The organism is Arthrobacter sp. JUb115, from assembly GCF_004365035.1.
Classification (GTDB): domain Bacteria; phylum Actinomycetota; class Actinomycetes; order Actinomycetales; family Micrococcaceae; genus Glutamicibacter.
This window is the reverse complement of the sequence record NZ_SOBS01000004.1, coordinates 143,832-162,660: the sequence shown is the minus strand read 5'-3', so window position 1 is coordinate 162,660 and position 18,829 is coordinate 143,832. Positions and strand designations below refer to the sequence as shown.

The following is an 18,829-nucleotide window of genomic DNA, read 5'->3' as shown; positions in this document are numbered from 1 at the left end:
CCTTATCTAAATTGAGTAGTAGGCATTCCGCCAGCGAAGTTCCACCTGAGCGGTGCCTGTCGGATCTGTTCCGCCGAAAGTCAGGTCAGAAACGCCCGTGGGCAGGACCGCTGAGGAAAGACGTGTCTTCCTGGTCAGCAGCCCTGCCACAGGGCTCGCCCCTCGCAAGACGGTTCCAGCAAACGAATCGACAGTGATCGACTGCCCAGCGGGAATCGAGCCCTTGAGCGCGATCTCCCACCCTGCCGCAGCCCTGACGAACGGATTACTGATTGGACCCTTGAAGACGACCTTCAAAGGCGTCGCTGCGGTTCCGCGATTGTCTACGTAGCCCGCGCGCGGAGCCGAAGACCGAACAGTGGAAAGCGGCGCTTCCAACGGCGCCATCAGACCACCTGTCGAAGCCGGAACAATCGGCAGAGTCAAGACCGTCTCCGACTCGTCGAAATTCCGGAGATCCAGCACTCGGAAGTCGCATTCGATCCGGCCACGTCCCTGAACGGCCAGCACATCACCTCGCATGCCGGCATATTTATCCGGTCGCCCATAGACGCGGCGCCATCGGCCATCGATCTCGTACGACAGCGGGACCATCTTCATCGGACTCGTCCGGTGCTTCGGATCATGCCATCGCCGTGAAAGCCGCTCATCCTCGGCGAGCGCTGAGGTGAGGTCTTTGCAGTTGGTGGAGATGCTGAGGGCCCATGTTCGTGAGCCGAGGAAGTCTCGACCGGGGATGGTTCCGTCTCGTTGGGATTGGTCGGTGTCTGCGGTGCGGATGTCGGCCGGGCCGGGGTCGAAGTCGGTGACGAACAGTGGTAGTTTGTCTCCGAATTCGACCCCGTCGAAGCGGAATCTCATTGGCGTTTTCCTCCTCGGCCGTTGACTCGATGCGCGAAGCGCAGTTCGCGGGTCAGATCGGAAACGGTTGCTCCTTGTGGGAGTTGGATGTTTCCGATGTAGGTTCCTGGCTGGTTGCCGGTGCCTGGTGTTGCGCGTGTTGCCTCAATGGATTTGAGGATGGCGTCAACGTAGGACGAGCGGTTTCCGCTGATGGCGGCTAGCTGTGCCTGCAGGCTGGTGTTGGAAAGGATTTTCTCGGTCATGCTCGCGGTGCTGATTCGAGCTGTGGACGAGAAGTTCACCAGTTCGGGTCCTTCTTCTCCGACGAGTGAAAGGCCTCGTGCGAGGCCTCCCTTGGCGAATGCCTGGATTGGCTTGACCTGTCCGCCGGCGGCGTAGCTTCCGTGCTTCTGGTGGAATGTCCACGCGTTCATGGGGTTGCCGTATCGCTGCTTGATGTAGTTCAGGCCCCATTTGGCCTGTCCTTCGGCAGTGGATTCGACGGGACCATGGAGCGAGGTCATCTTCTGGAAGAGGCCACGTGCTGAGCTGCTGGAGTTCGCGGCATCGACTTTCCAGCTGGATTCCTTTTGGATGATGGACTGCAACGCATCCCATTGATCCCCGGATCCCCAGCCGTATTGTCCAGCCACGCCTTGGACTGCTTCCTTTGCCTTGGACTTTCCTCCGGTGAAGAAGCCCTTCACGTTGGACCAGGAGTCCTTGGCGAAGTCTCCGACGGTGGCTAGCTTTGACCAGGCCCAGTCCTTCAGGTCGGTGAAGATCTTCGAGCCGAAACCGACGGCAGCGTCCAGGAATTTTCCGCCGTCTGGGAACTTCTCGGAGAACCAGCCCTTGATCTTCCCGCCAACGTCGAGCAGCGACTGGATGGGATTCCATCCGCCGCCGCCTGCGCCTTCGGGCAGTGCAGCGCCGCCGAGGAACGGTGCCGGGTCTACTGGCTTGCCACCGGTCCACGTTTCGAAGTGAAGGTGTGGACCGGTGCTTCTGCCCGTGTTTCCGGAGAACGCGATCTTCTGGCCTTGCTTGACCATGTCGCCTACCTTGACGAGCAGGCGGGACAGGTGGCCGTAGTAGGTATTCCTTCCGCCCTCGTGGCCCAGGAAAGCACCGATGCCGGTACGGCCTGTGATGGCGTTCCATCCGGCTTTCAGGATGGTGCCGTCCATGGCTGCGTAGATCGGTGTCCCTACCGGGGTGGCGAAGTCCTGGCCAGCGTGTGGATAGCGACCGCGACTGGCCCCGAAGCCAGAAGACACGCGTCCCCCACGCAGAGGCCGGACCAGGCCGCCATTGGCGTACCCGAGCGCCTTGTCGCCAAACTGGTTGAGCGAGTCAAGGAAGCCTGGTGCCCGGCGCTCAATGCGGCGGCGGGAGGACTTCTTGACCACGAACTCGTCAGCGTGGACGATTCCGGCTTCCTGGTACTTGTGGCCTGGTCCAGTCCAGCCGCCATCAGCAAATCCGGCAGGCAGCTTGACGTGCTCCAGCGTTCCGATCTTGATGAATCCTGCGACCTTATTGAAGGAGTCGATCAAGCCCTTGTTGATCACGGTTTCAACCATGAACTTCACTGGAGCTTTCGCAATCCCCTCAAGGGTGTTCCAGATCTTCTTGATCCCATCAATTCCACGCTGGAAGGCAGGCTTCACATTCGTTTGAATGAAGCTTCCCAGCGCCTGGAAAATCGGCTTGATGTTGTTGTTCCAAACATCCCGGATCTTCCCCGAAACTGAATTCCAGGTGTCGATGGTCCATTTCTTGATCTTGGACCAATTGGCGATCACGATCGCGGCGATACCGACAACGGCTGCGATAGCCCACCCGATCGGCCCCATGGCTATCAGCCAGGCAGCAGCCATGCGGCCGGCTTGCAGCAGCGACTGGGTGCCCATGAGCACCCATTTAGCCACTACCTTGGCTGATTGAATGCCCATCGCGACCGCTGCCTTGCCTGCAGGAACGATCACGCCGACTGACCAAGAGAGAGCCATCTTCAATGCCTGGATCATGGACCGCGTTGCCATCAGCACCCAGCCGGCAATAATCTTGCCCGCCTGCACGCTGAAGCTCGCGGCACCCGCGACCGCCTGCCTGATGACAGTGCCCGTCCAAACGGCGGCCGTCTTGATCCCCGAGGCAACCGCAGCGGCGGACATCGCTACCCAAGAGCCAATGATCCGCGCTGACTGGATAGCGAATGTCGCAGCGCCGACAACAGCATTTCGGATGATCGTCCCTGTCCACACAGCGGCCGTCTTGATTCCAGAGCCAACCGCCGCAGCGGACATCGCGGCCCAAGAACCGATCATCTTGTACGACTGGGCAACGAAAATCGCAGCTGTCTTTATCGCTTCGGCCTTCACAACCAGGAAAGCAGCAACGTTCTTAGCGCCGGCAATAGTTGCCTGGACGCCCCAGCGAACCAGCATCGGGACCATCAGCGCACCAATGACGCCGGCTCCGATAGTCACCGCCGTGCTGTTGTCCTGGATCCACCCCGTAGCGCCCTGCAAAATCGGACCAAGAGTCTGGCCGATAGAATCTGCAGTAGAGCCTACCCATCCAGTGAACGATTCCAGCGCGGGGATTGCCGTGGTATTCACAAAGACGAATGCCTTGGTGAGCATCGGCAAAAACGCAGTTCCGATAGTAGTTTTCAGATCCGCCCAGCTGGTCAAAGCCACCTGGCGCTGATGCTCGAAAGTTCCCTCTTCACGCATGAAGTTACCCTGGGCATCCGCGGACTGCGCATAGAGCGCCGACTGGACAGCCAATGCCTTCGACTCTGCATCCATCTGCGGAACCTTGCCAGCAGTAGCTTTCTCGTAAGCATTCTCAGCAGAGGTCAACGCCAGCTGGGCGCGCTTCGCCTCGTCCGAATCCTTGCCGTGCTTCTTGATAACCTCGTTATATTTGCTCTGAGCCAAGGTCATCTTGGTTGCAGCAGTTTCCACCTTCTCGGAATCCACCACTGGCTTGATGATGTTCTTCGACAGCGCCTCGGCTTCCAGCGCCGCGGCACTCAACGTAATGCCATAGCGCTCGATGGGATCCATCTCGCCCTTCAAGGCAGACGAGATCGCTTCGATCGCTTCCTTAGTGGTGCCACCGAACATGGACGCCATATCCGCGCCCATAGCAATCAGGCCATTGGACTTGTCAGCAATCGCATCCATGGGCGTACCCATGTTCTTCAGCTGGGACCCCAGAAGCGTGCCGAACTCCCGGTACTCATTCGAGGACAGACCCACGGTCTCAGAGGCCGTCTTGGCCCACTCGTGCATCTGCTGGGCGTTCTCCTTGAACACCGTGTCAATGGCACCGATCGACTGTTCCGCCTGGCCAGCGAGATCAACGGACTGCTTGCCGAACTGGAACGCTTCAGAGACAGAGAAGCCTACGGCGAGCGCGCCGGCGGCGGCCTTGAAGGCGCTGGAGTATCCGCTGCCTGCTCGGCGTCCACCGGTTTCTGCTTGCTTGGTTGCCGCGTCGGTGGCGCTCTTCACGCCCTTCTGTACGAAGCCCTTGACGCGCTGTCCGACGCCGCGCCATCCGTTGGCGTACTTCTTTGACGCGTTGGAGGAAGCGTTGGCTGCTTCTTTTGTTGCGCGTTCGGACTCTTCGGTGGCTTTCTGCAGGGTCTCGTGAGCTGCCGTCGAGGTCTTCATTGCCCCGACGTAGTTCTTCTGCGCGGTCTCCGCGGCGTAAGTGGTCTGCTGGACCCGGCGTTGTGCCGATGCCACGCGCTCTTCAGCTGCTGCTAGCTGGTCGGGGGTTGTCTTGGATGAGGCGCGGACCTGGTTGAGTTTCTCTTCGGCCACGCGGAGCTTGCCGGCGGCGTCGGCGGCAGCGTCGCGGGCTTTTACTGATTTCTCGGCAGCAGTCTGGACGGTCTTTCCTGCGGTCTCGGCTGCACGCTTCAATGCCGGGAGTTCGGAGTTGATCCCTGCTTGTGCGCCCTGTGTCATTGCGCGGCCGAAGGCGTTACCTGCGGTACGTCCTTCGGCCGGCATGACAGAATTCATCTCTTTGCGGACGTAAGTCTGGAAAGAGATGAAGCGCGGGGTCACTGTAACGAATGCGTTACCAGCGTTAAATGCCAAGACACCCTCCTTTGAAGGTCGTGTTTTCTAGGGAGGGCGCTGTTACCCAGCGGCCACATGCTCGGCTGCATGCGGCGTGAACCAGTTGATGAGCATCTGGCCAGCTTCTCGGGCCATTTGCTCTCGGATGTCTCCCACAGCCGTGTGCGGACGTGCGTAAGGCTTGCCCCGGTATTTTGGTGAGCTTTTGCCTTTGTCCGTGGGAATCGAAGACAGAACCGCTTGGGCGACATCGCCCAGGCGGTCGTGGATAGCGGAGAGTGCAACGAGTTTGGCGTCGTACTCTTCCAATGGCGGAGCGTATTCCCCGCCAGTGTCCTGCTCTACCAGAATCCTGGCGATCTCTGGGTCATTCAGGATCGCTGCCTGGAACCGTGACGCAGACGGCAGTCCGTCGATCAAGCGGAGCAGGTACGTCCATCGACGTTCGCCCCACAGCCTGTCCAGGTCTGCGTTGTAGACCTGGGCCAGGTCTGCTGTGACTGCGTCACGGTACTTGGCTAGGATCCCGTAGAGCCGGTGCCTTTTTCCTGGGGCCCGAAGATTGCTTCGTAGTGGGCCATGATGCGTCGGCCAAGCTCGTTGATCTGGTAGAGGTTCAGCTTGGCGTCCATCAGCTTCTTGAAGTCCTCTTCGGATAGCCACTTCTTGACCATTTCCTGGGTGCTGGCCTTGATCAGGTCGTTCAGGAATTCTTCGGCTTTTGTCCATTCCATTTCGCCTGGGTCAGGGAAGGTGATGCGCTTTCCTCCGGTGAGCGCTTGGCGGAACGGGCCAGCGTGGGCGGCAGCGTCGAGGTCTGCCATCGTTGCGTTGATCTTAGGTGCATCAGTCATTGGATGTACCCTCACTTTCTGGGTGTGTGTTTGGCTGAGTGGCGCTTGCTGTTCCGGCTACTTGCCGGCGGATTTGTTGGCAGGAGCGTCCTGCGACGCCGCCTTCTCGGCAGCAGCAGTCTTCCCTGCTGGTTCGGGCTTCACCGTGAATCCCTGGGCCTTGAGACGGACAATCTCGGTTGGATTGTCAGTGGGGATCTGAGTCTTCTTATCGGGACTGATGAGAATTGCCATGGTGGCTCCTCCTCTTTCCATGTTGTTTTCCGGGTGTGTGAGGTAATCCGTGGCGGCCAGCGGCATTGTCTTCCTACACACCCAGTGAGAAAGGAAATACGCCGATGTAGCCCAGCCGCCACGAAAACTAACCAGGTGCGGTTATGCGCTGGTGATTTCCCAGCCGAGAGCTTCAGCGTTGTTCTTGAAGCCCAACCCGCCCTTCTGCTCGGCTTTGATGTAGCCGAGAGCGGAATCCGTATAAGCCTTCAATCCGATTTCGAACGCCCGGGCATCGGACTTGGACCAAGCCTCGGAAGGGAAGCTGGTCACCGAGACACGGGGGTAGAACTTCGATTCGAACCACGGCTCGGTCGTCGATCCGTCAAAGGTGATCGCTACGCACCGGAAGAACTTGCTCTCCGGGAAATCAGGTACCTCGTACTTGACCAAGCCATTGGCACCGACCTTTGGAAGCACGATTCCTTCAACGAGCGACACGATGCTTGCCCGAACGGTCTCCAAGGCCGTGAAGGTGACGTTCCGGGTATCGCCGCTGATGTCTTCGCGAACAGGAGACAAATGGCCCAAGGCATCTACAGCTTCGGAGTCGGTTTCACGTTCGTGGTTGATACCGTCCGGCGACAGCAGGCCCACCGGCAGGTATGCCTCTGGCAGGGAATTGATGAGCAGGCCCGTAGTGTCGGTCAAATCACCGGGCACTTCAGAACCTTCTGGTGCCAGGAACAGCGCGGCACCGAGCGTCTTGCGGACGCCCTTGATGTTTTCGTTGGCGCTTTGGAAAGCGCCCCAAGTCTGAGCGGTCATTGTTGAGCCGTCTCCTTCCGCCCGTTGTAAGGGCATAGAAAAAGGCCCACCCAGCTAGGGAAGGCCTGCGTTGATAGTTTGATACGAGCTAGATCGGTCGGGTTTCGGCCCGGTATATGGCTACGAACTTGCAGATTTCCGGTGAGGGGAAATCCTCCTTCGTGGGCACCATCTCGACGGTGACGCTGTCAATGACTCCGTCTGCTGTTTCCAATGGCCCCTTGGTCAGGCTCGCTCTGACCGCTTCGGCAAGATCCTTTGCTGATGTCCGCCCAGTGGCGTACACGTCAGCCAGGATCTTGTCAGTGCGGAAGATGCTCTGCTCGTTGCCGCCGCCGTCTTGGATGTGCACCACTTCGCTGCCATCCAAGTCTTCCGGGTTCAACTTCAGCGTGGCGTTGAACCCGTCGGCTGCCAGCGCGTTCTTAACGCACTTCACAGCGTCCGGGAATACATATGGGGACACATCTACCCGCTTTCTACGATGGAGGAGATCCTGCTCAGGATCCGATGCTTCCGCTCCACAGCTGACGCATACGGAACGGTGTTGACGATGCGAGCTGCTGCCCGTTCTTCGTTCTTCCAACCGGCGATGTTCGTCGTCGGTTCAACGGCAAACCCCGCACGGTACTCGCCCGACTTCACTGGGCTGATAGCTCGAATACCAGAGACAGCAGCAGTTGCTATGCCGACCATGGCGGCCTGCATTTCCGGCGAGCGCCCGACTTCTGCGAGTCCTGCAGGGTCTGGTTCGTAGAGTTCAGCCATTCGACTCGGCTCCCTTCAGCGGTACTTCGACACCGAGTGGCGTGACTCGCGGCCGCCCGTCAACGAAGTATGTTCCTGCCCCCATGGCGTTGTCAGGGACTACGATCTTGTCTGTTGATTGAAACTCGAATTCTGGATCCGGGTCTCGAAACAGTGACAGCTTCGTAGTGACGACATCGGAGGCTTGATCATCCTTCGTTGACGAGCTGGTGGAGATCAGGCAGTTCTCAACTGAGAGCACCTGCCCAGGTTGCGGGTCTCCGTTGTCATCTAGGCCGCCGGCGCGTGTGACGACGACTTTGCATCGCCAGTCATCGGGAAATCCGTCAAGTACGATCATCGACGCTCCTTGCTGAACCTGCTAGTAGGTGTCTTTCCACTGGGGGAAAATCCGGTTGAGCCCGTAGGGTTTCGGGGACTCGATCTTTGGCAGCGCGGCTTTCTCTGCGCTTCCTTCGATGATTTCGATCATCCATTTTTCGAAGTGCAGCCGGTCTTCGTTCCGGCGTTCCTCCACCGTGAAGGAACGCGTCATGTTGCCAGCCTGAACCGACAGCGATTTCTTGCCTTCGTTTTCAAGCCCCGGGAGTATTCCGATGACCAGGGCGATGACGATGTCTTTCACGTCATCGGCGGTCGGGTCACCGGCGCTGATCCGTGCGTCAATGTCTTTCCACTGACGCCGGATCTTGCGTGATGCAGCACCTATCCAGTAGGACGCCCGTGAAGTTTCCACTGGGCTGAGCGGGCGCCATGCTTCCTCAATGTCTTTCGGCTCTGCAAAGTCGGCCATGGTCACCCGCTCTCCTATTTCGCTCCGCTGGCCTTAGTGCCTGGGGCCTTTGCCGGTGGCGTCTTCAGCTGAGCCAGTTCGCTTTCGGCATCCGCGGCCTTAGCTTCGGCATCGCTAGCCTTAGCTTCTGCTGCCTTCGCCTTGGCTTCGGCAGCTTCAACTTCCTTCACAGCCTTGTCGAGCTGCTCCTGCAGACGTTCAGCCTCAGTGGTTTCTGGCGCCGGCTCCTCGGTGCCTTCTACTAACTCAATGAGCTTTCGTGCCAGGAGGTGCTTGATCTGCCCCTCGTGCACGCCCTGCGGGATGATGCTTCCCTCTGGGACGATGCGAGCAACGCGGTTGCCATCAGGCGATCCAATGGAAACCTTCACGACTCGTGCTTTGGCCTTGTAGATAGCCATGGGTTATACCCCCGTTCCGGTGACGTAGATTCCAGCCAGCGGGTTAGTTACCACTGGCACATGCGGGTTGCGGGCCTGCAGGCGCGTCTTGTCCGACTTTTCACGGAAGGACGCGATCTCCACGCCAGTGTCACTGCCGACCGGACGGTACTCCGGGGAAGGGATCTTCTCACGTGCGATACCTCCGAGTACCCGGCGGTCCACGAACAGCGGATCGCTGATCTCTCCGCCGTCGGCAGCCACCCACGTGATGCCCCCAATGGTCGGGAAAGCACCGGTCTTGGCGGTGTCGTCGTTGTCCGGGAGGATGTCGAGCAGCTCCGGAACGATTTCGGCGTGCTGGACGCCGTCCAGGACCACGGTGTCGATGTCGTAGCCCAGCTTCAGGGCACGCACCGTCGCCTTGGCCACCATCGCGTCCTTGAGGATCTGCTTGCCGTTGGTCCAGGCACCGCCGGCGACGGTTTGAGTCACCGAAGAAGTGATCACGCCCAGGGCAGTGTCATTGGCGCTGAACACCAGTTCGGTCTGCAGGTACATCAACGCATCGTCGATAGGCTGGCGCAGCAGGCGTCCAACCTCTTCGTCGGTGATTTCAGTGGCAATGCCGTCCTTCAGCGCGGTGTACATCTCGTACTGCTCGGGAGACATCAGGGTCAGCTTGTAATCTGCACCCGGTGCTACGGTCTCGGCACGGCGATTGGTACGGAAGTTCTCCTTCGTCGGCACCATGATGCCGCCGCCCTGTACTTCGTAGCGGCCCTGCAGCAGGAAGTTTCCGATGAACTGCTGTGCCTTCAAGATCTCGTCCAGGCGACGAGCGAGCAGGGTAGGCGACTTGATGAAAGCGATCAGGTCAGCCGCGCTGGCTTTCGCCACCTGGCTCGGAGTGTATGGGTAAGTCATCATTTTAGGTTGAGTCCTTTCTTAGCGCTGGAGCACCTGAATGAGGCCGCCGTCGGCAGCTGCAGTCAGGGCCAGACCGATGACGGTTCCGGTAGTTGCGGTACGAACGGCGCCGGCACCGGCGGCTTCCACTTCGGCGCCAAGAGCTACAGCGCCAGAGGTTTTCAGCTCGTGGATGACCTTGCCGACTTCGACGGTGACCTTGTCGCCGATCTCCGCGTCATGGCCGGCAATGCCAACGTAGGTAGTACTGCCAGCGGCTGCAGGAGCCACAGAGCGGTCAGCAGCTCCTACCTGGACAGGGTGGCCTCCGGTGACGGGGGCAGTCACGTCGAAGGTAATGGTGTCACCTGGACGGAAGAGTGGCAGGTACTGGGTAGCCATGGTTAGGCCTCCTTAGAGTAGATGTTCTTGTAGAGCTGGTCCTCGTCCGGGGACTCATCAACTCCACCGGTGTAGCCGTTGGCCTCCACTGGCACGAGTCCTGGAGCCAAGGCCTTGAGGCTTTCCTCAGCGCCCGGATCCTTCTCCAGCAGGTTGAGCCAGTGATCGCGGCGTGCCGGCGGGATACGGCCATCTCGCACAGCGTTCTCAACGGCCTGGGAGCGGTGTTCCGCTTCCTGCTGGTCTCGGGCGTCGCGGCCGGCCTTGGCATCTGCCTTGAGCTGCGAGTACTGGGCTTCGTCCAGCACAACGGTTCCTTCAGCAGCAACGCCGGCCTGATGTTCCTTACCATCGAAGGTGACGATCTTCTCGACATCATCTTCTGCCTGTTCAGCCAGAACCTCATCGAGTGCCGCTAGAGCAGTATCCTCGGTGATTTCCTGGCCTTCATTCTTGATCCCCAGACGCTGGATGACGCCCTGGAGTAGAGAGTCCGACATGTCGGCTCCTTCCTTTGTATTGGGCTGTGTCGGGGAATCCGCATCAGCCAGATCGGTTCGCCACTGACCGGCCACGGCGAGCGCTTCGGTCAAGTGGTCTTGGATGTCGCGCCGTGCTGGCGCGCCATTGGTTGGTGTTAGTGCAGGCGGTGCCGGCGCTTCTCTTCGACCGGCGTAGGCGAAGACGCTGAGATCCAGATGGTTCTTGAGGTCTTCAGCCTGCTTTTCGGTGGCTTCGGAACCGACGATGTTGTCCGCAAGGCCTGCGGCCACCGCTTCTTCGGCGGTGTACCAGGTCTCGGCCGTCATGCGTTCCCGCCATTCGTCCTGCGTTCCTCCGGCCCGGTCCGCGTAGACCGAGGCGATGGTGTTGGAGATTCGGTCGAGGAATTCTGCAGCTTCCCGGAAGTCTGTCGGGTTGCCTATCGCAATGGTGAGAGCGTCGTGGATCATGATCTCGGCGCCCTTGCCCATGCTAATGTCGTCGGCTGCCTGGATGATGAAGCTCGCGGCCGAGGCGGCAAGCCCGTCTACTGTCACCGAGATGGTGGCCTTGTGGCGCTTGAGAGCGTTCATGATGGCCAGGGCGTCGTAGACGTCGCCGCCGGGGCTGTTGACCCGGAGGTTGATCTTCGTAGCCGTGATGCGAGACAGGTCCTTGACGAACTGCGACGCTTCAACTCCCCACCAGCCGCCGATGGCGTCGTAGATGAAGACCTCGGCTTCTTCCTCGGTGGTGGCTTCCATGCGGTACCAATTGGCTTTGGCGGAATTATTGGGAGGTTTCAGCAGATTCTTCCGATGTGGTTGCGGCATCTGGATTGTCTCCTTCCTGATTTTCGGCTGCTTCTTTTTCTTTGACGGTGACCGGGACAAGTCCGGTGTGCTTGATTTCCGGCAGGCCTACTTTCGTTGCGGAGTCCACCGCGTCGAATCCAGCTCTGGCGAGCGTGGCCATGGTTTCAGTTCGCGCTCTCATGAGTTCGATTTCTTCATGTTCGACCTTGCCTCCCCCCTCAGCGGCTGCTGGGGTTTGTTGGCGTGCTGTCTCCGCGTCGGCTTCTGGAAGTCCGTAGACCGTCCGGACATGGGTTTCAAGAGCGTCGTCTGGTCTCAGGGCTCCGCATTCAATGAGTGCCTTGATGGCTTCGGCTGTGGCGGGGTGGCGCGATCCGATTTCATCGAAGGTCACCAGGGGTGCTCTTTCGGTGGGCCCGAAGTTCAGATCCACCATGTCTTCCACAATGTGCTGGGAGGCGGTTTCGGCGATGTCCCCGGCGATTGTCTGCAGCGAGAGGGTGAAGAAGTCGGCAAAGGTGCTTCCCAATGCCCAGGAACCGGTTTCGGTGCCAAGGTTCAGGAAGTGCGCTAGGACGGCGCGGGCTATCTGCTCGTCGTAGTAGCGGATGGGTTTCTCTGCGTCTGGCAGCTGGCCAGATACTCCGAGCAGTTCAAGTTTTGCGCCCTTCGGCATGGAAGCGCCTGCGGTCTCACCGGATCTCACGCCTTTGGCAATTTGCAGTCCTGCGTCGATCTCCTGCTGCCTGATCTCCTGGTACTTCTCCGCTGGCAGATTCTCGGGAAGATCTCCGGTGGTGTATGCAGGGAATCCCATGCCGTTGCGGTCTACAGCTTGCAGCTGCACGCGAAGCATGCGGTCCTTGAGCAGCCAGAACTTATATGCTGGCCGAAGCAGCGACTGGCCGAGCCAATTGCCGCCTTCACGATCAAGCACATACGCGACCAGCCGGTCTACGTCCATGGCATTTTTGTTTCCGAGCTGGTCTCCGTGCTGGTAGACGCGCTTCAAGCCGCCATCGCGGTCAACGTCTATTTTCGAGATCGTTCGGGGCGGCCTGTACCCGAGCTTTCGGAGCCTGGCCATGCCCTTCTCATCGATGCGGTACACCTGCTCGAAGTACGCGTGGCCGAAAGGAAGCATCAGCAGGGCAAGGCGAAGGTGCTCTTTCCAGGAGAACCGGTCACGAGACCGCGGCGCAGACGAAACGCTTTCGCCTTTAATCGGCAGCCCCAGATCTTCGGAGACCATCTGGACTACTTCGGGTCGTGCCCCGTTGGGATCAATGCGCCAGATCGTTCGGCGGATCGGCAGGGTGACTGCACGCAGCACTGACATGACCTGCGAATCCTGGCGACGCATCTTGTCGTAGATCTCTATGTTGTTAGGCCATTGAAGTTCCTGAGTATCCTCTTCAGTGCTGTAGCCGTAGAAGTTCGATGTTTGGTACCCGGTCTCGCTTGTAGATGCGCTCAAGGCTCCTCCTTTCTCAGAATCCGATTGAACTTATGTCAGACGTGAATGCCTGGCCAGCAGTTGTGCCGATTGAACGGTTCCCATACGAAGTATCTAGATCAGTCGATTTCACGGCGGCAGGCGGAGGGGGCGGCGGCAATTCGCGGTCATCCCGTCGAGTGAGCAACCAGAGAGCGGCAACGGTGGCCATCAGCGGCGCAGTATCCGCCGGCGAGGCCTTGTCGTCCGGGATCGTGGCTCCGCCGCTAAAGGTCTTCAAGACTGCCGTGGTGGCTGCCAGATCCAGAGGAGGCTGTTTGTGGTGCCGAAGCTTCTTCTCGGTGACGAAATCCATGTAACGCGCCCAGCCGTTGGTCAAGTCCGTGCCCTGCCAAGGAACCACAGGAACGTCGAACGGCAGCTCAGGATCGTCCTTGGCTTCGGCAAGATCTTCCATCAACGCCGAAACCTGAGCGCCCTTGGATTGCCCTGTAACGCCCTTGATCGAGTCGCGGCGCTTGGAGCTCATCAGGTAACCAAAAGTCCATTCAGTGCCATGCCTGGCCGCCACCAGCTCAACTTGCGCCCGTCCATCCGCTCTGTACCCTGCACGGGCCATGTAGACGTACTCGCGGTCGCTGGACTGGGCCAGGCCGACTGTCACGTCGGAAACGATCTTGTCTTCCTCGGCAATGCGAGTTGTTCCGTCCGGGCCGACCTCGGGCTTGTTCTGCCCTTCCTCCCACACGCCAGGTGGGAACGGACCTTCCAGAACGCCGTCCGACCACTGGCACAGGCACTCGGTCCTGTACACCCATTCCGGATCCGTCTTGCAGGCAGCGACGAGCGTGCGCTCCGTGAAGCCCGGGTTCCAACCAACCGAAGGGTTAGCTTGAGCCCATCCATCACGGTCCCACTTTGAACAACCGGGAGGTGCCGACCACTCGAATAAGCCGAGAGTGTCAGGCTCCTGCTCCCATTCGTCGTCCTCGTCGTACCCCTCATCATCAGGGTCATCGTTCTTGCCCATTCCAAGATCGATCACATCCGGAAGCAGGTCTTCTCCGGACTGGCAGATGCCGTCCGGGTCCCCCGCCCCCTCATGCCCCATCTGCCGCAAGTACCGCAGGACCACGCTAGTTACATCGCCCGCGTTGGACAGCGCCAAAACTAGCGCTTCAACTTGGGCCATCGTAGTCTTGGTGATTGCTCCCCAGGCATCCCAATTCTGATGTTCGCGAAGCTCATCGAGCAGGATCAGGTTGCCGGTAAAACCACGGCCAGCTTTTCGGTTGGCAGCCTTGACCTTGTACCTGGTCTTACTGCGCTTCTTCGCCTGCCGAAAGTCCTCGACATCGCGGATGATCTCCAACGCCTTCTTGCCGTTGACCTTGACGACTTTGTCGATCAGCGGTGAAAGCTCCTCGGACTCCTCCACCATGTCCACGGCGCCCTGCCAGACTTCCTCCGCTGTTTCCAAGTCCTGGGCCGTACCCAGCACCAGGGGCCAGCCCCAGACGCAAATGATCCAGATAGCAAGCACCTGGGAGAGAGTGGACTTGCCGTTCTGGCGGGCAATCAAGACAATCACGGTACGGAAGCGCAGCTGGCCATCTTCAAGCAGCTCCAGCATGTGCACCAGCAGCCACTTCTGCCACGGATACAGCGTGATCTTCAGAACCTCTTCGGCGAAGTCGATCACGTCATAGCCAAGTGTCCACTGCTCTGTCTCCGGCGAGCGCGGTTCCAGGGGTCGCAATGGCGGGGTGAAGACGCGTGGCTTTTCCTTGCCGTACAGCTTGGGCCGTTTTTTCTTAGCCTGTCCGGCGGCGGTTTGCCCTCTCCTGGAGGCTTGAGACGTTGCTGCCACTACCGCCTCCCTTGTCCTGCTTCGGCGACTCTGGCGCGACGGCAGCGCTTAGCGATGCTGGCGTGATCTGCAGTTCGGCGCAGGCCTTGATGTACTGAGGCATGATCTTGATGACCGCCTCGTTGAGCGCTTGCATCGAGTCGCGTTGCGCTTCATCGATCACCCATGCCTGGGTCCTGGTTGCTGCGATGAGGCCGGCGTACTTCTTGCCGGCATCGCCCTTCAAATGCGGTGCATTCGCGATTGCGGCGGCGGTAGCATCTGCCATGTAGCCGCGCTTCCTGGTGGGTTTCACCAGTGGAGCGAATCGGTCTCCCCAGGCGCGGATCTGCTCGGCTAGTTTGCGTTCTACTTCTAGTGCGGGGTGTGGCTGGACTTTGCCGCGAGCGTCGCGGACCACCATGCCTTCCTCTTCGATGCGTTCCTGAGCCTGCCGCATCCTTGCCACCAGGTAGCAGAACGCTTCAAGTGCCTGGCGGTCTACGGTGCCCGCTACATCGTTACTGGCCACAATTTCATCCCAGACAGCTTTGACGTTGTCGGGAAGCCGGTCGGGCGGGTTTAGACGTGGGTCGCGTTCTTCAGCTCGGTCCACCATTCCACCTCCTTGGCAGTCAGCTCGTGGGCTTCAATATCGCTGTAGCCAAGCACGTTGAGTGCCTTGAATGAGCCAGCTCGCAGAGAGTCCATGCTGACCGCTGAGATGTTTCCATCGTCTGCCGCTTCGGAGTCTGCCCGCTCGATGTATTCGGGGCGAAGTTTCGCGACAAGATCTGAGAGCGTCCGGCGGGATTTGCGCCAGTCGATCATGGTCGCGATGTCCGGCACGGACATGTGCGGGTAGTCGGCGAGAACGTCACGAACGGCCGGCTCGAATTCCTCGGTGGCACTCGGCCGCCAGTAGTCCATTCGCGCGTCTTCGGCAAGCGCTCGGCGGACAGCGTTGCGGGATACCTCGTGGTCTCGGGCAATCTCCCTGATGGCATGACCGCTGCCGTGTAGTTGGATGATCTTGGGGCGGTCTTTCATGAGATTGCCGCTCTATATGCCGTAGCGGCGCGGCGTTGCTTCCCGTTCTACCTTGTACCAGACCGGGATAGTCAAGAATCCGATTCGAGAGCCGCTGAGGATCCGCTTACCGTCCTCCGTATGCGGGCAGTAGTCCGCTCGGACACGGAGAGCGCGGCCGTCGTAGACCAGGGGCTGTCGGGCAATCCAGTGCGGGTCAATACCATTGGCTTCCAAGAACCGGCACACCGCATCACGATCGATCACCTCGGGGTCAATAACACGCATTCGCATCCCTTTCTGCATTGACGGGTTCACTTTCACCGCCATAACGCCTTGTCAGACTGAAAATCAGTTCAAAATTTTCCGGGGGGAGAGGAAACTGCACGGCGCTAGTGTCCGGGCCGGGGAGGTGCTGGATTTTTTTGGGCCTCGCCTCGGACAGGGTCACCAGTCGTCGGTGATTCCGAGCCCGGTTTGGATCTTTGCACCGGCTGACTTGTTGCAGTCGAGATGCGCCGGTGCCCAGTTCAGCGGGTCCCACGTGAGCTGAGGGAAATGCTTGCGTGGCTTGATGTGCTGCACACTGCATGACTGCCGATGCGGATAAGCCAACGAGTAGTCGATGCCCTGGTCACAGATGACACATGGTGTTTGGTTCCGTCGACCCTTTGCTTTGACCTGCTTCAGCGCTTCGGCTGCAGCTCGTCCGCTCCATGGCTTCACTGGCGCTTGATTGATGTTCATCTCGTGCACCTCCAGTGTCCTGGGCATGACGAAGCCCGACTGCTTTGGGGAACAGTCGGGCTTCGCTGGAGTCAGTGATTCCACTTCATCATTAATTTAATCATGCTAAGTCAAGGAATTAGATTCCCGCATGATTCCGCGGTCTAGCGCCTCTCGGTCTACGTGCTGCCATGGACTTGGCCCATGAGTCCCACGGGATCATGTGCGACCTGTCGGTGGTGCACACCACGGTCTTGGCCTTCCCTGCCTGGTCCCACATGGTGGCCAGATCTCCCCCGCACATGGCTAGGGTGCCGTCCGCTAGACGAGTAGGGGCCTTGCATTGATCGGGCACGGGCAGCTCTACCGTAGGGGCGTCAGCTACCGTCACCCGGGCTATCTCCTCGGCGGCCTCGGCTGCACACCAATAGGCCTGCAGCACCTGGCCGGCATCCGGTATCGCTACCACCCTCAGCATCTGCCACCGATACAGCCATTCTGCGATCGAGGGCGTTGACTGGTCATCGGGCAATCGCACGTCGGGATACTCGTCCACAAGCAACGCAACGATCTTCCACACCTGGCGGCTGGCCGTGATCACCGCATCAACTACATCGACGCGGATCGGCAACGGCGCAGATACCGCTGTCCCCTGTCTGCCTCCCGATCCTTGCCCTGGGAGCAATGCCTCCTGTGCAGCATCCCACCGCTCAGCAACCAGCCTCAGATCCGAACGCATCCGATCCTCGCACTCATGGCAAACCTTTGAACCAACAGCAGCGACAGGTGATGAACCCAATCCCCAACCCTTAGCATGCACCACGCACACACCCGCTTCATGGGCTTGTTGCGAGAAGCAGCCCCAGCACAAGCAATCTGGGCTATCAACATGATCCGGCATTACAGATCCCCCTCCACATACTTTCGTTCAACTGAGTCCTGGCACTTCCTGCACGGCAACTGCAACCCGTGGATCTCACACGAGCTATTCGGCTCGTCCACCTGCTGCCCCTTGACCCCGTAGTACCTCGACCCGAACCTTCCACCCGCAATGACTTCTGGCGCTTCCCCCGCATCATGAGAGACAACACCAGTACTTTCAGGAGTTCGGTGTTCAGACGTTGCGTTATTCAGACCAGGATTCTTCTTCCCCCGTCTGCGTCTGGAACGTGGTCTTCGGGGCTTAGATGAACCGATGGGAGAGCTGGGCTGACCCTGGGCTGACCCTGAGCCAGACCCTGGCCCTTCCATACCCTGCCCTGCCCTGCCAGCCCGTGCACGCGTATGCGCGCGCCCGTAGATAGCTTTTTGCTCTGCGACCATCGATGGTGGGCTTACCTGACCATCGATGGTCGCTAATTTGGTCATTGCCGCCGGAATATCAGGGTTTTCCTCAGCTGCCCAGGCTGGCATGTCGGCCTCGTCGCCTTCGAACACATCTGCTTCTACAGCCGGTTCCGAAGCGACGTTCTGCGAACCCGAAGGTGCGATCGTCAAGCTCGACGGAGATGATGCTGGAGCTGATGCCGTGGAGAGACTGAGACCGAATCGAACGGCTGGATCCTGCTGCACCGGCTCGACAGCCGGTGATTCCGCTTCGGTCTCCGGAGCGACGTTCTGCGAACCCGAAGGTGCGATCGTCAAGCTCGACGGAGCCGAAGCGGTTTCACGGACTGGAGCTGGGCGCAAGGTCTTGCCGGCCTGCTCAGGAGTGCGTCTACCCTTTTCCCGATTGCACTGGGCACAGGAAAGGACGATATTCCTAACCCCGACAGCCAACGTCGGGTCAACATGATCCATTTCAGGGCGCTTATCGCCCTTGCTGGTCTTCTTGAAGACCATATCGCCGCAATAGCGGCATCTTCCCCTGGAACACTTCGAGTCTTCGGCGTCGCGTGCCCACACCGCAGCCTTGATCTGCGGATCGTTGAGCTCTTTGCGCTTGGCTCTCGCCAGACGCACTTCAACGCCTTTGTCATACCCGAACTGGAACCAGTCGTGGAAAAGATAATACCCTTCCTTGACCTTCCGGCACTGCTCACAGGAATGCCCGGCCGTATGCCACAGCCCCACCTCAACCAACCGCGCGGCCAAGAGATCAACTGCATCGCTATTGAGCAGAATCTTCATCAGCTGCACGTGGGAGACGAGGCCATCGGTCAACGCGGCCTGGGTGACGCTTCCTGCCATAGTCCAGAGCCCTAACGCTGCCATGCCCACCAGATCGTCCTGCAGCGCCGCTTCGGCGAGCGCTGAGGCTTTCGGGTTGACGTGGAGTTGGTCATCAACTTGGAAGAATGGCAATTCTTTTCCCTCCTTTCAAAATGGATCAAATCTGAGTTATTCGGAACTGGGCAGGCCGGTGGCGACCT

22 protein-coding genes are annotated in these 18,829 nt (G+C 59.4%); all 22 read right to left on the bottom strand.

Translation table 11 applies throughout. From position 1 onward, the window contains the following. Nucleotides 1-6 precede the first annotated feature (6 nt). Nucleotides 7-861, bottom strand: coding sequence for a phage tail family protein (locus EDF61_RS08620; protein WP_133833821.1), 855 nt, complete (start codon nt 859-861; stop codon nt 7-9). Next, on the bottom strand, nt 858-4,970 hold the full coding sequence (locus EDF61_RS08615; RefSeq protein WP_133833820.1) for an aggregation-promoting factor C-terminal-like domain-containing protein: 4,113 nt from the start codon (nt 4,968-4,970) through the stop codon (nt 858-860). The genes EDF61_RS08620 and EDF61_RS08615 overlap by 4 nt, the downstream gene beginning before the upstream one ends. 42 nt (nt 4,971-5,012) lie before the next feature. Then, nucleotides 5,013-5,372, bottom strand: coding sequence for a hypothetical protein (locus tag EDF61_RS08610; RefSeq protein ID WP_133833819.1), 360 nt, complete (start codon nt 5,370-5,372; stop codon nt 5,013-5,015). Nucleotides 5,373-5,470: 98 nt separating this feature from the next. Further along, nucleotides 5,471-5,806 (bottom strand): hypothetical protein, encoded by a 336-nt coding sequence (locus tag EDF61_RS08605; protein ID WP_133833818.1) that lies wholly within the window; start codon nt 5,804-5,806, stop codon nt 5,471-5,473. A gap of 57 nt (nt 5,807-5,863) precedes the next feature. Next, nucleotides 5,864-6,040 carry a hypothetical protein gene (locus tag EDF61_RS18770; RefSeq protein WP_166650750.1) on the bottom strand — a complete coding sequence of 59 codons (177 nt, stop codon included), beginning with the start codon at nt 6,038-6,040 and terminating at the stop codon, nt 5,864-5,866. Nucleotides 6,041-6,181: 141 nt separating this feature from the next. Then, nucleotides 6,182-6,847: a hypothetical protein gene (locus tag EDF61_RS08600; RefSeq protein ID WP_133833817.1), complete on the bottom strand. Its 666-nt coding sequence runs from the start codon at nt 6,845-6,847 to the stop codon at nt 6,182-6,184. Nucleotides 6,848-6,935: 88 nt separating this feature from the next. Beyond that, nucleotides 6,936-7,313, bottom strand: a complete 378-nt coding sequence (locus tag EDF61_RS08595) for a hypothetical protein (protein ID WP_133833816.1) — start codon at nt 7,311-7,313, stop codon at nt 6,936-6,938. Between the two features lie 2 nt (nt 7,314-7,315). Then, nucleotides 7,316-7,615: a hypothetical protein gene (locus tag EDF61_RS08590; RefSeq protein WP_133833815.1), complete on the bottom strand. Its 300-nt coding sequence runs from the start codon at nt 7,613-7,615 to the stop codon at nt 7,316-7,318. Further along, nucleotides 7,608-7,955, bottom strand: a complete 348-nt coding sequence (locus tag EDF61_RS08585; protein ID WP_133833814.1) for a hypothetical protein — start codon at nt 7,953-7,955, stop codon at nt 7,608-7,610. The genes EDF61_RS08590 and EDF61_RS08585 overlap by 8 nt, the downstream gene beginning before the upstream one ends. A gap of 21 nt (nt 7,956-7,976) precedes the next feature. Further along, complete coding sequence (locus tag EDF61_RS08580; RefSeq protein WP_133833813.1) at nt 7,977-8,408, bottom strand: Gp19/Gp15/Gp42 family protein; 432 nt, start codon at nt 8,406-8,408, stop codon at nt 7,977-7,979. 14 nt (nt 8,409-8,422) lie between these two features. Next, nucleotides 8,423-8,809: a hypothetical protein gene (locus tag EDF61_RS08575; protein ID WP_133833812.1), complete on the bottom strand. Its 387-nt coding sequence runs from the start codon at nt 8,807-8,809 to the stop codon at nt 8,423-8,425. Between the two features lie 3 nt (nt 8,810-8,812). After that, complete coding sequence (locus EDF61_RS08570) at nt 8,813-9,718, bottom strand: phage major capsid protein (protein WP_133833811.1); 906 nt, start codon at nt 9,716-9,718, stop codon at nt 8,813-8,815. A gap of 18 nt (nt 9,719-9,736) precedes the next feature. Then, the gene (locus tag EDF61_RS08565; RefSeq protein WP_133833810.1) at nt 9,737-10,099 is read right to left on the bottom strand and encodes a capsid cement protein; all 363 of its coding nucleotides are present in this window, start codon (nt 10,097-10,099) and stop codon (nt 9,737-9,739) included. 2 nt (nt 10,100-10,101) lie between these two features. Further along, nucleotides 10,102-11,415, bottom strand: a complete 1,314-nt coding sequence (locus tag EDF61_RS08560; protein ID WP_133833809.1) for a head maturation protease, ClpP-related — start codon at nt 11,413-11,415, stop codon at nt 10,102-10,104. Then, nucleotides 11,372-12,874 (bottom strand): phage portal protein family protein, encoded by a 1,503-nt coding sequence (locus EDF61_RS08555; RefSeq protein WP_133833808.1) that lies wholly within the window; start codon nt 12,872-12,874, stop codon nt 11,372-11,374. Before EDF61_RS08555 ends, EDF61_RS08560 begins: the two co-directional genes overlap by 44 nt. Before the next feature lie 13 nt (nt 12,875-12,887). Next, nucleotides 12,888-14,723 (bottom strand): terminase large subunit domain-containing protein, encoded by a 1,836-nt coding sequence (locus tag EDF61_RS08550; protein WP_133833807.1) that lies wholly within the window; start codon nt 14,721-14,723, stop codon nt 12,888-12,890. Beyond that, the gene (locus EDF61_RS08545; RefSeq protein ID WP_133833806.1) at nt 14,668-15,321 is read right to left on the bottom strand and encodes a P27 family phage terminase small subunit; all 654 of its coding nucleotides are present in this window, start codon (nt 15,319-15,321) and stop codon (nt 14,668-14,670) included. Before EDF61_RS08545 ends, EDF61_RS08550 begins: the two co-directional genes overlap by 56 nt. Next, nucleotides 15,285-15,752, bottom strand: coding sequence for a hypothetical protein (locus EDF61_RS08540; RefSeq protein ID WP_133833805.1), 468 nt, complete (start codon nt 15,750-15,752; stop codon nt 15,285-15,287). The genes EDF61_RS08545 and EDF61_RS08540 overlap by 37 nt, the downstream gene beginning before the upstream one ends. Nucleotides 15,753-15,764: 12 nt before the next feature. Beyond that, entirely contained in the window at nt 15,765-16,019 is a 255-nt protein-coding gene (locus EDF61_RS08535; RefSeq protein WP_133833804.1) for a hypothetical protein, read from the bottom strand. Nucleotides 16,020-16,178: 159 nt separating this feature from the next. Further along, a complete protein-coding gene (locus tag EDF61_RS08530; RefSeq protein ID WP_133833803.1) occupies nt 16,179-16,562 on the bottom strand; it encodes an HNH endonuclease in 384 nt (127 codons plus the stop codon). A 34-nt stretch (nt 16,563-16,596) separates the two neighbouring features. Beyond that, nucleotides 16,597-17,196, bottom strand: coding sequence for a hypothetical protein (locus EDF61_RS08525; RefSeq protein ID WP_133833802.1), 600 nt, complete (start codon nt 17,194-17,196; stop codon nt 16,597-16,599). Between the two features lie 161 nt (nt 17,197-17,357). Beyond that, a complete protein-coding gene (locus tag EDF61_RS08520; protein WP_133833801.1) occupies nt 17,358-18,761 on the bottom strand; it encodes an HNH endonuclease in 1,404 nt (467 codons plus the stop codon). Between the last annotated feature and the right edge of the window lie 68 nt (nt 18,762-18,829).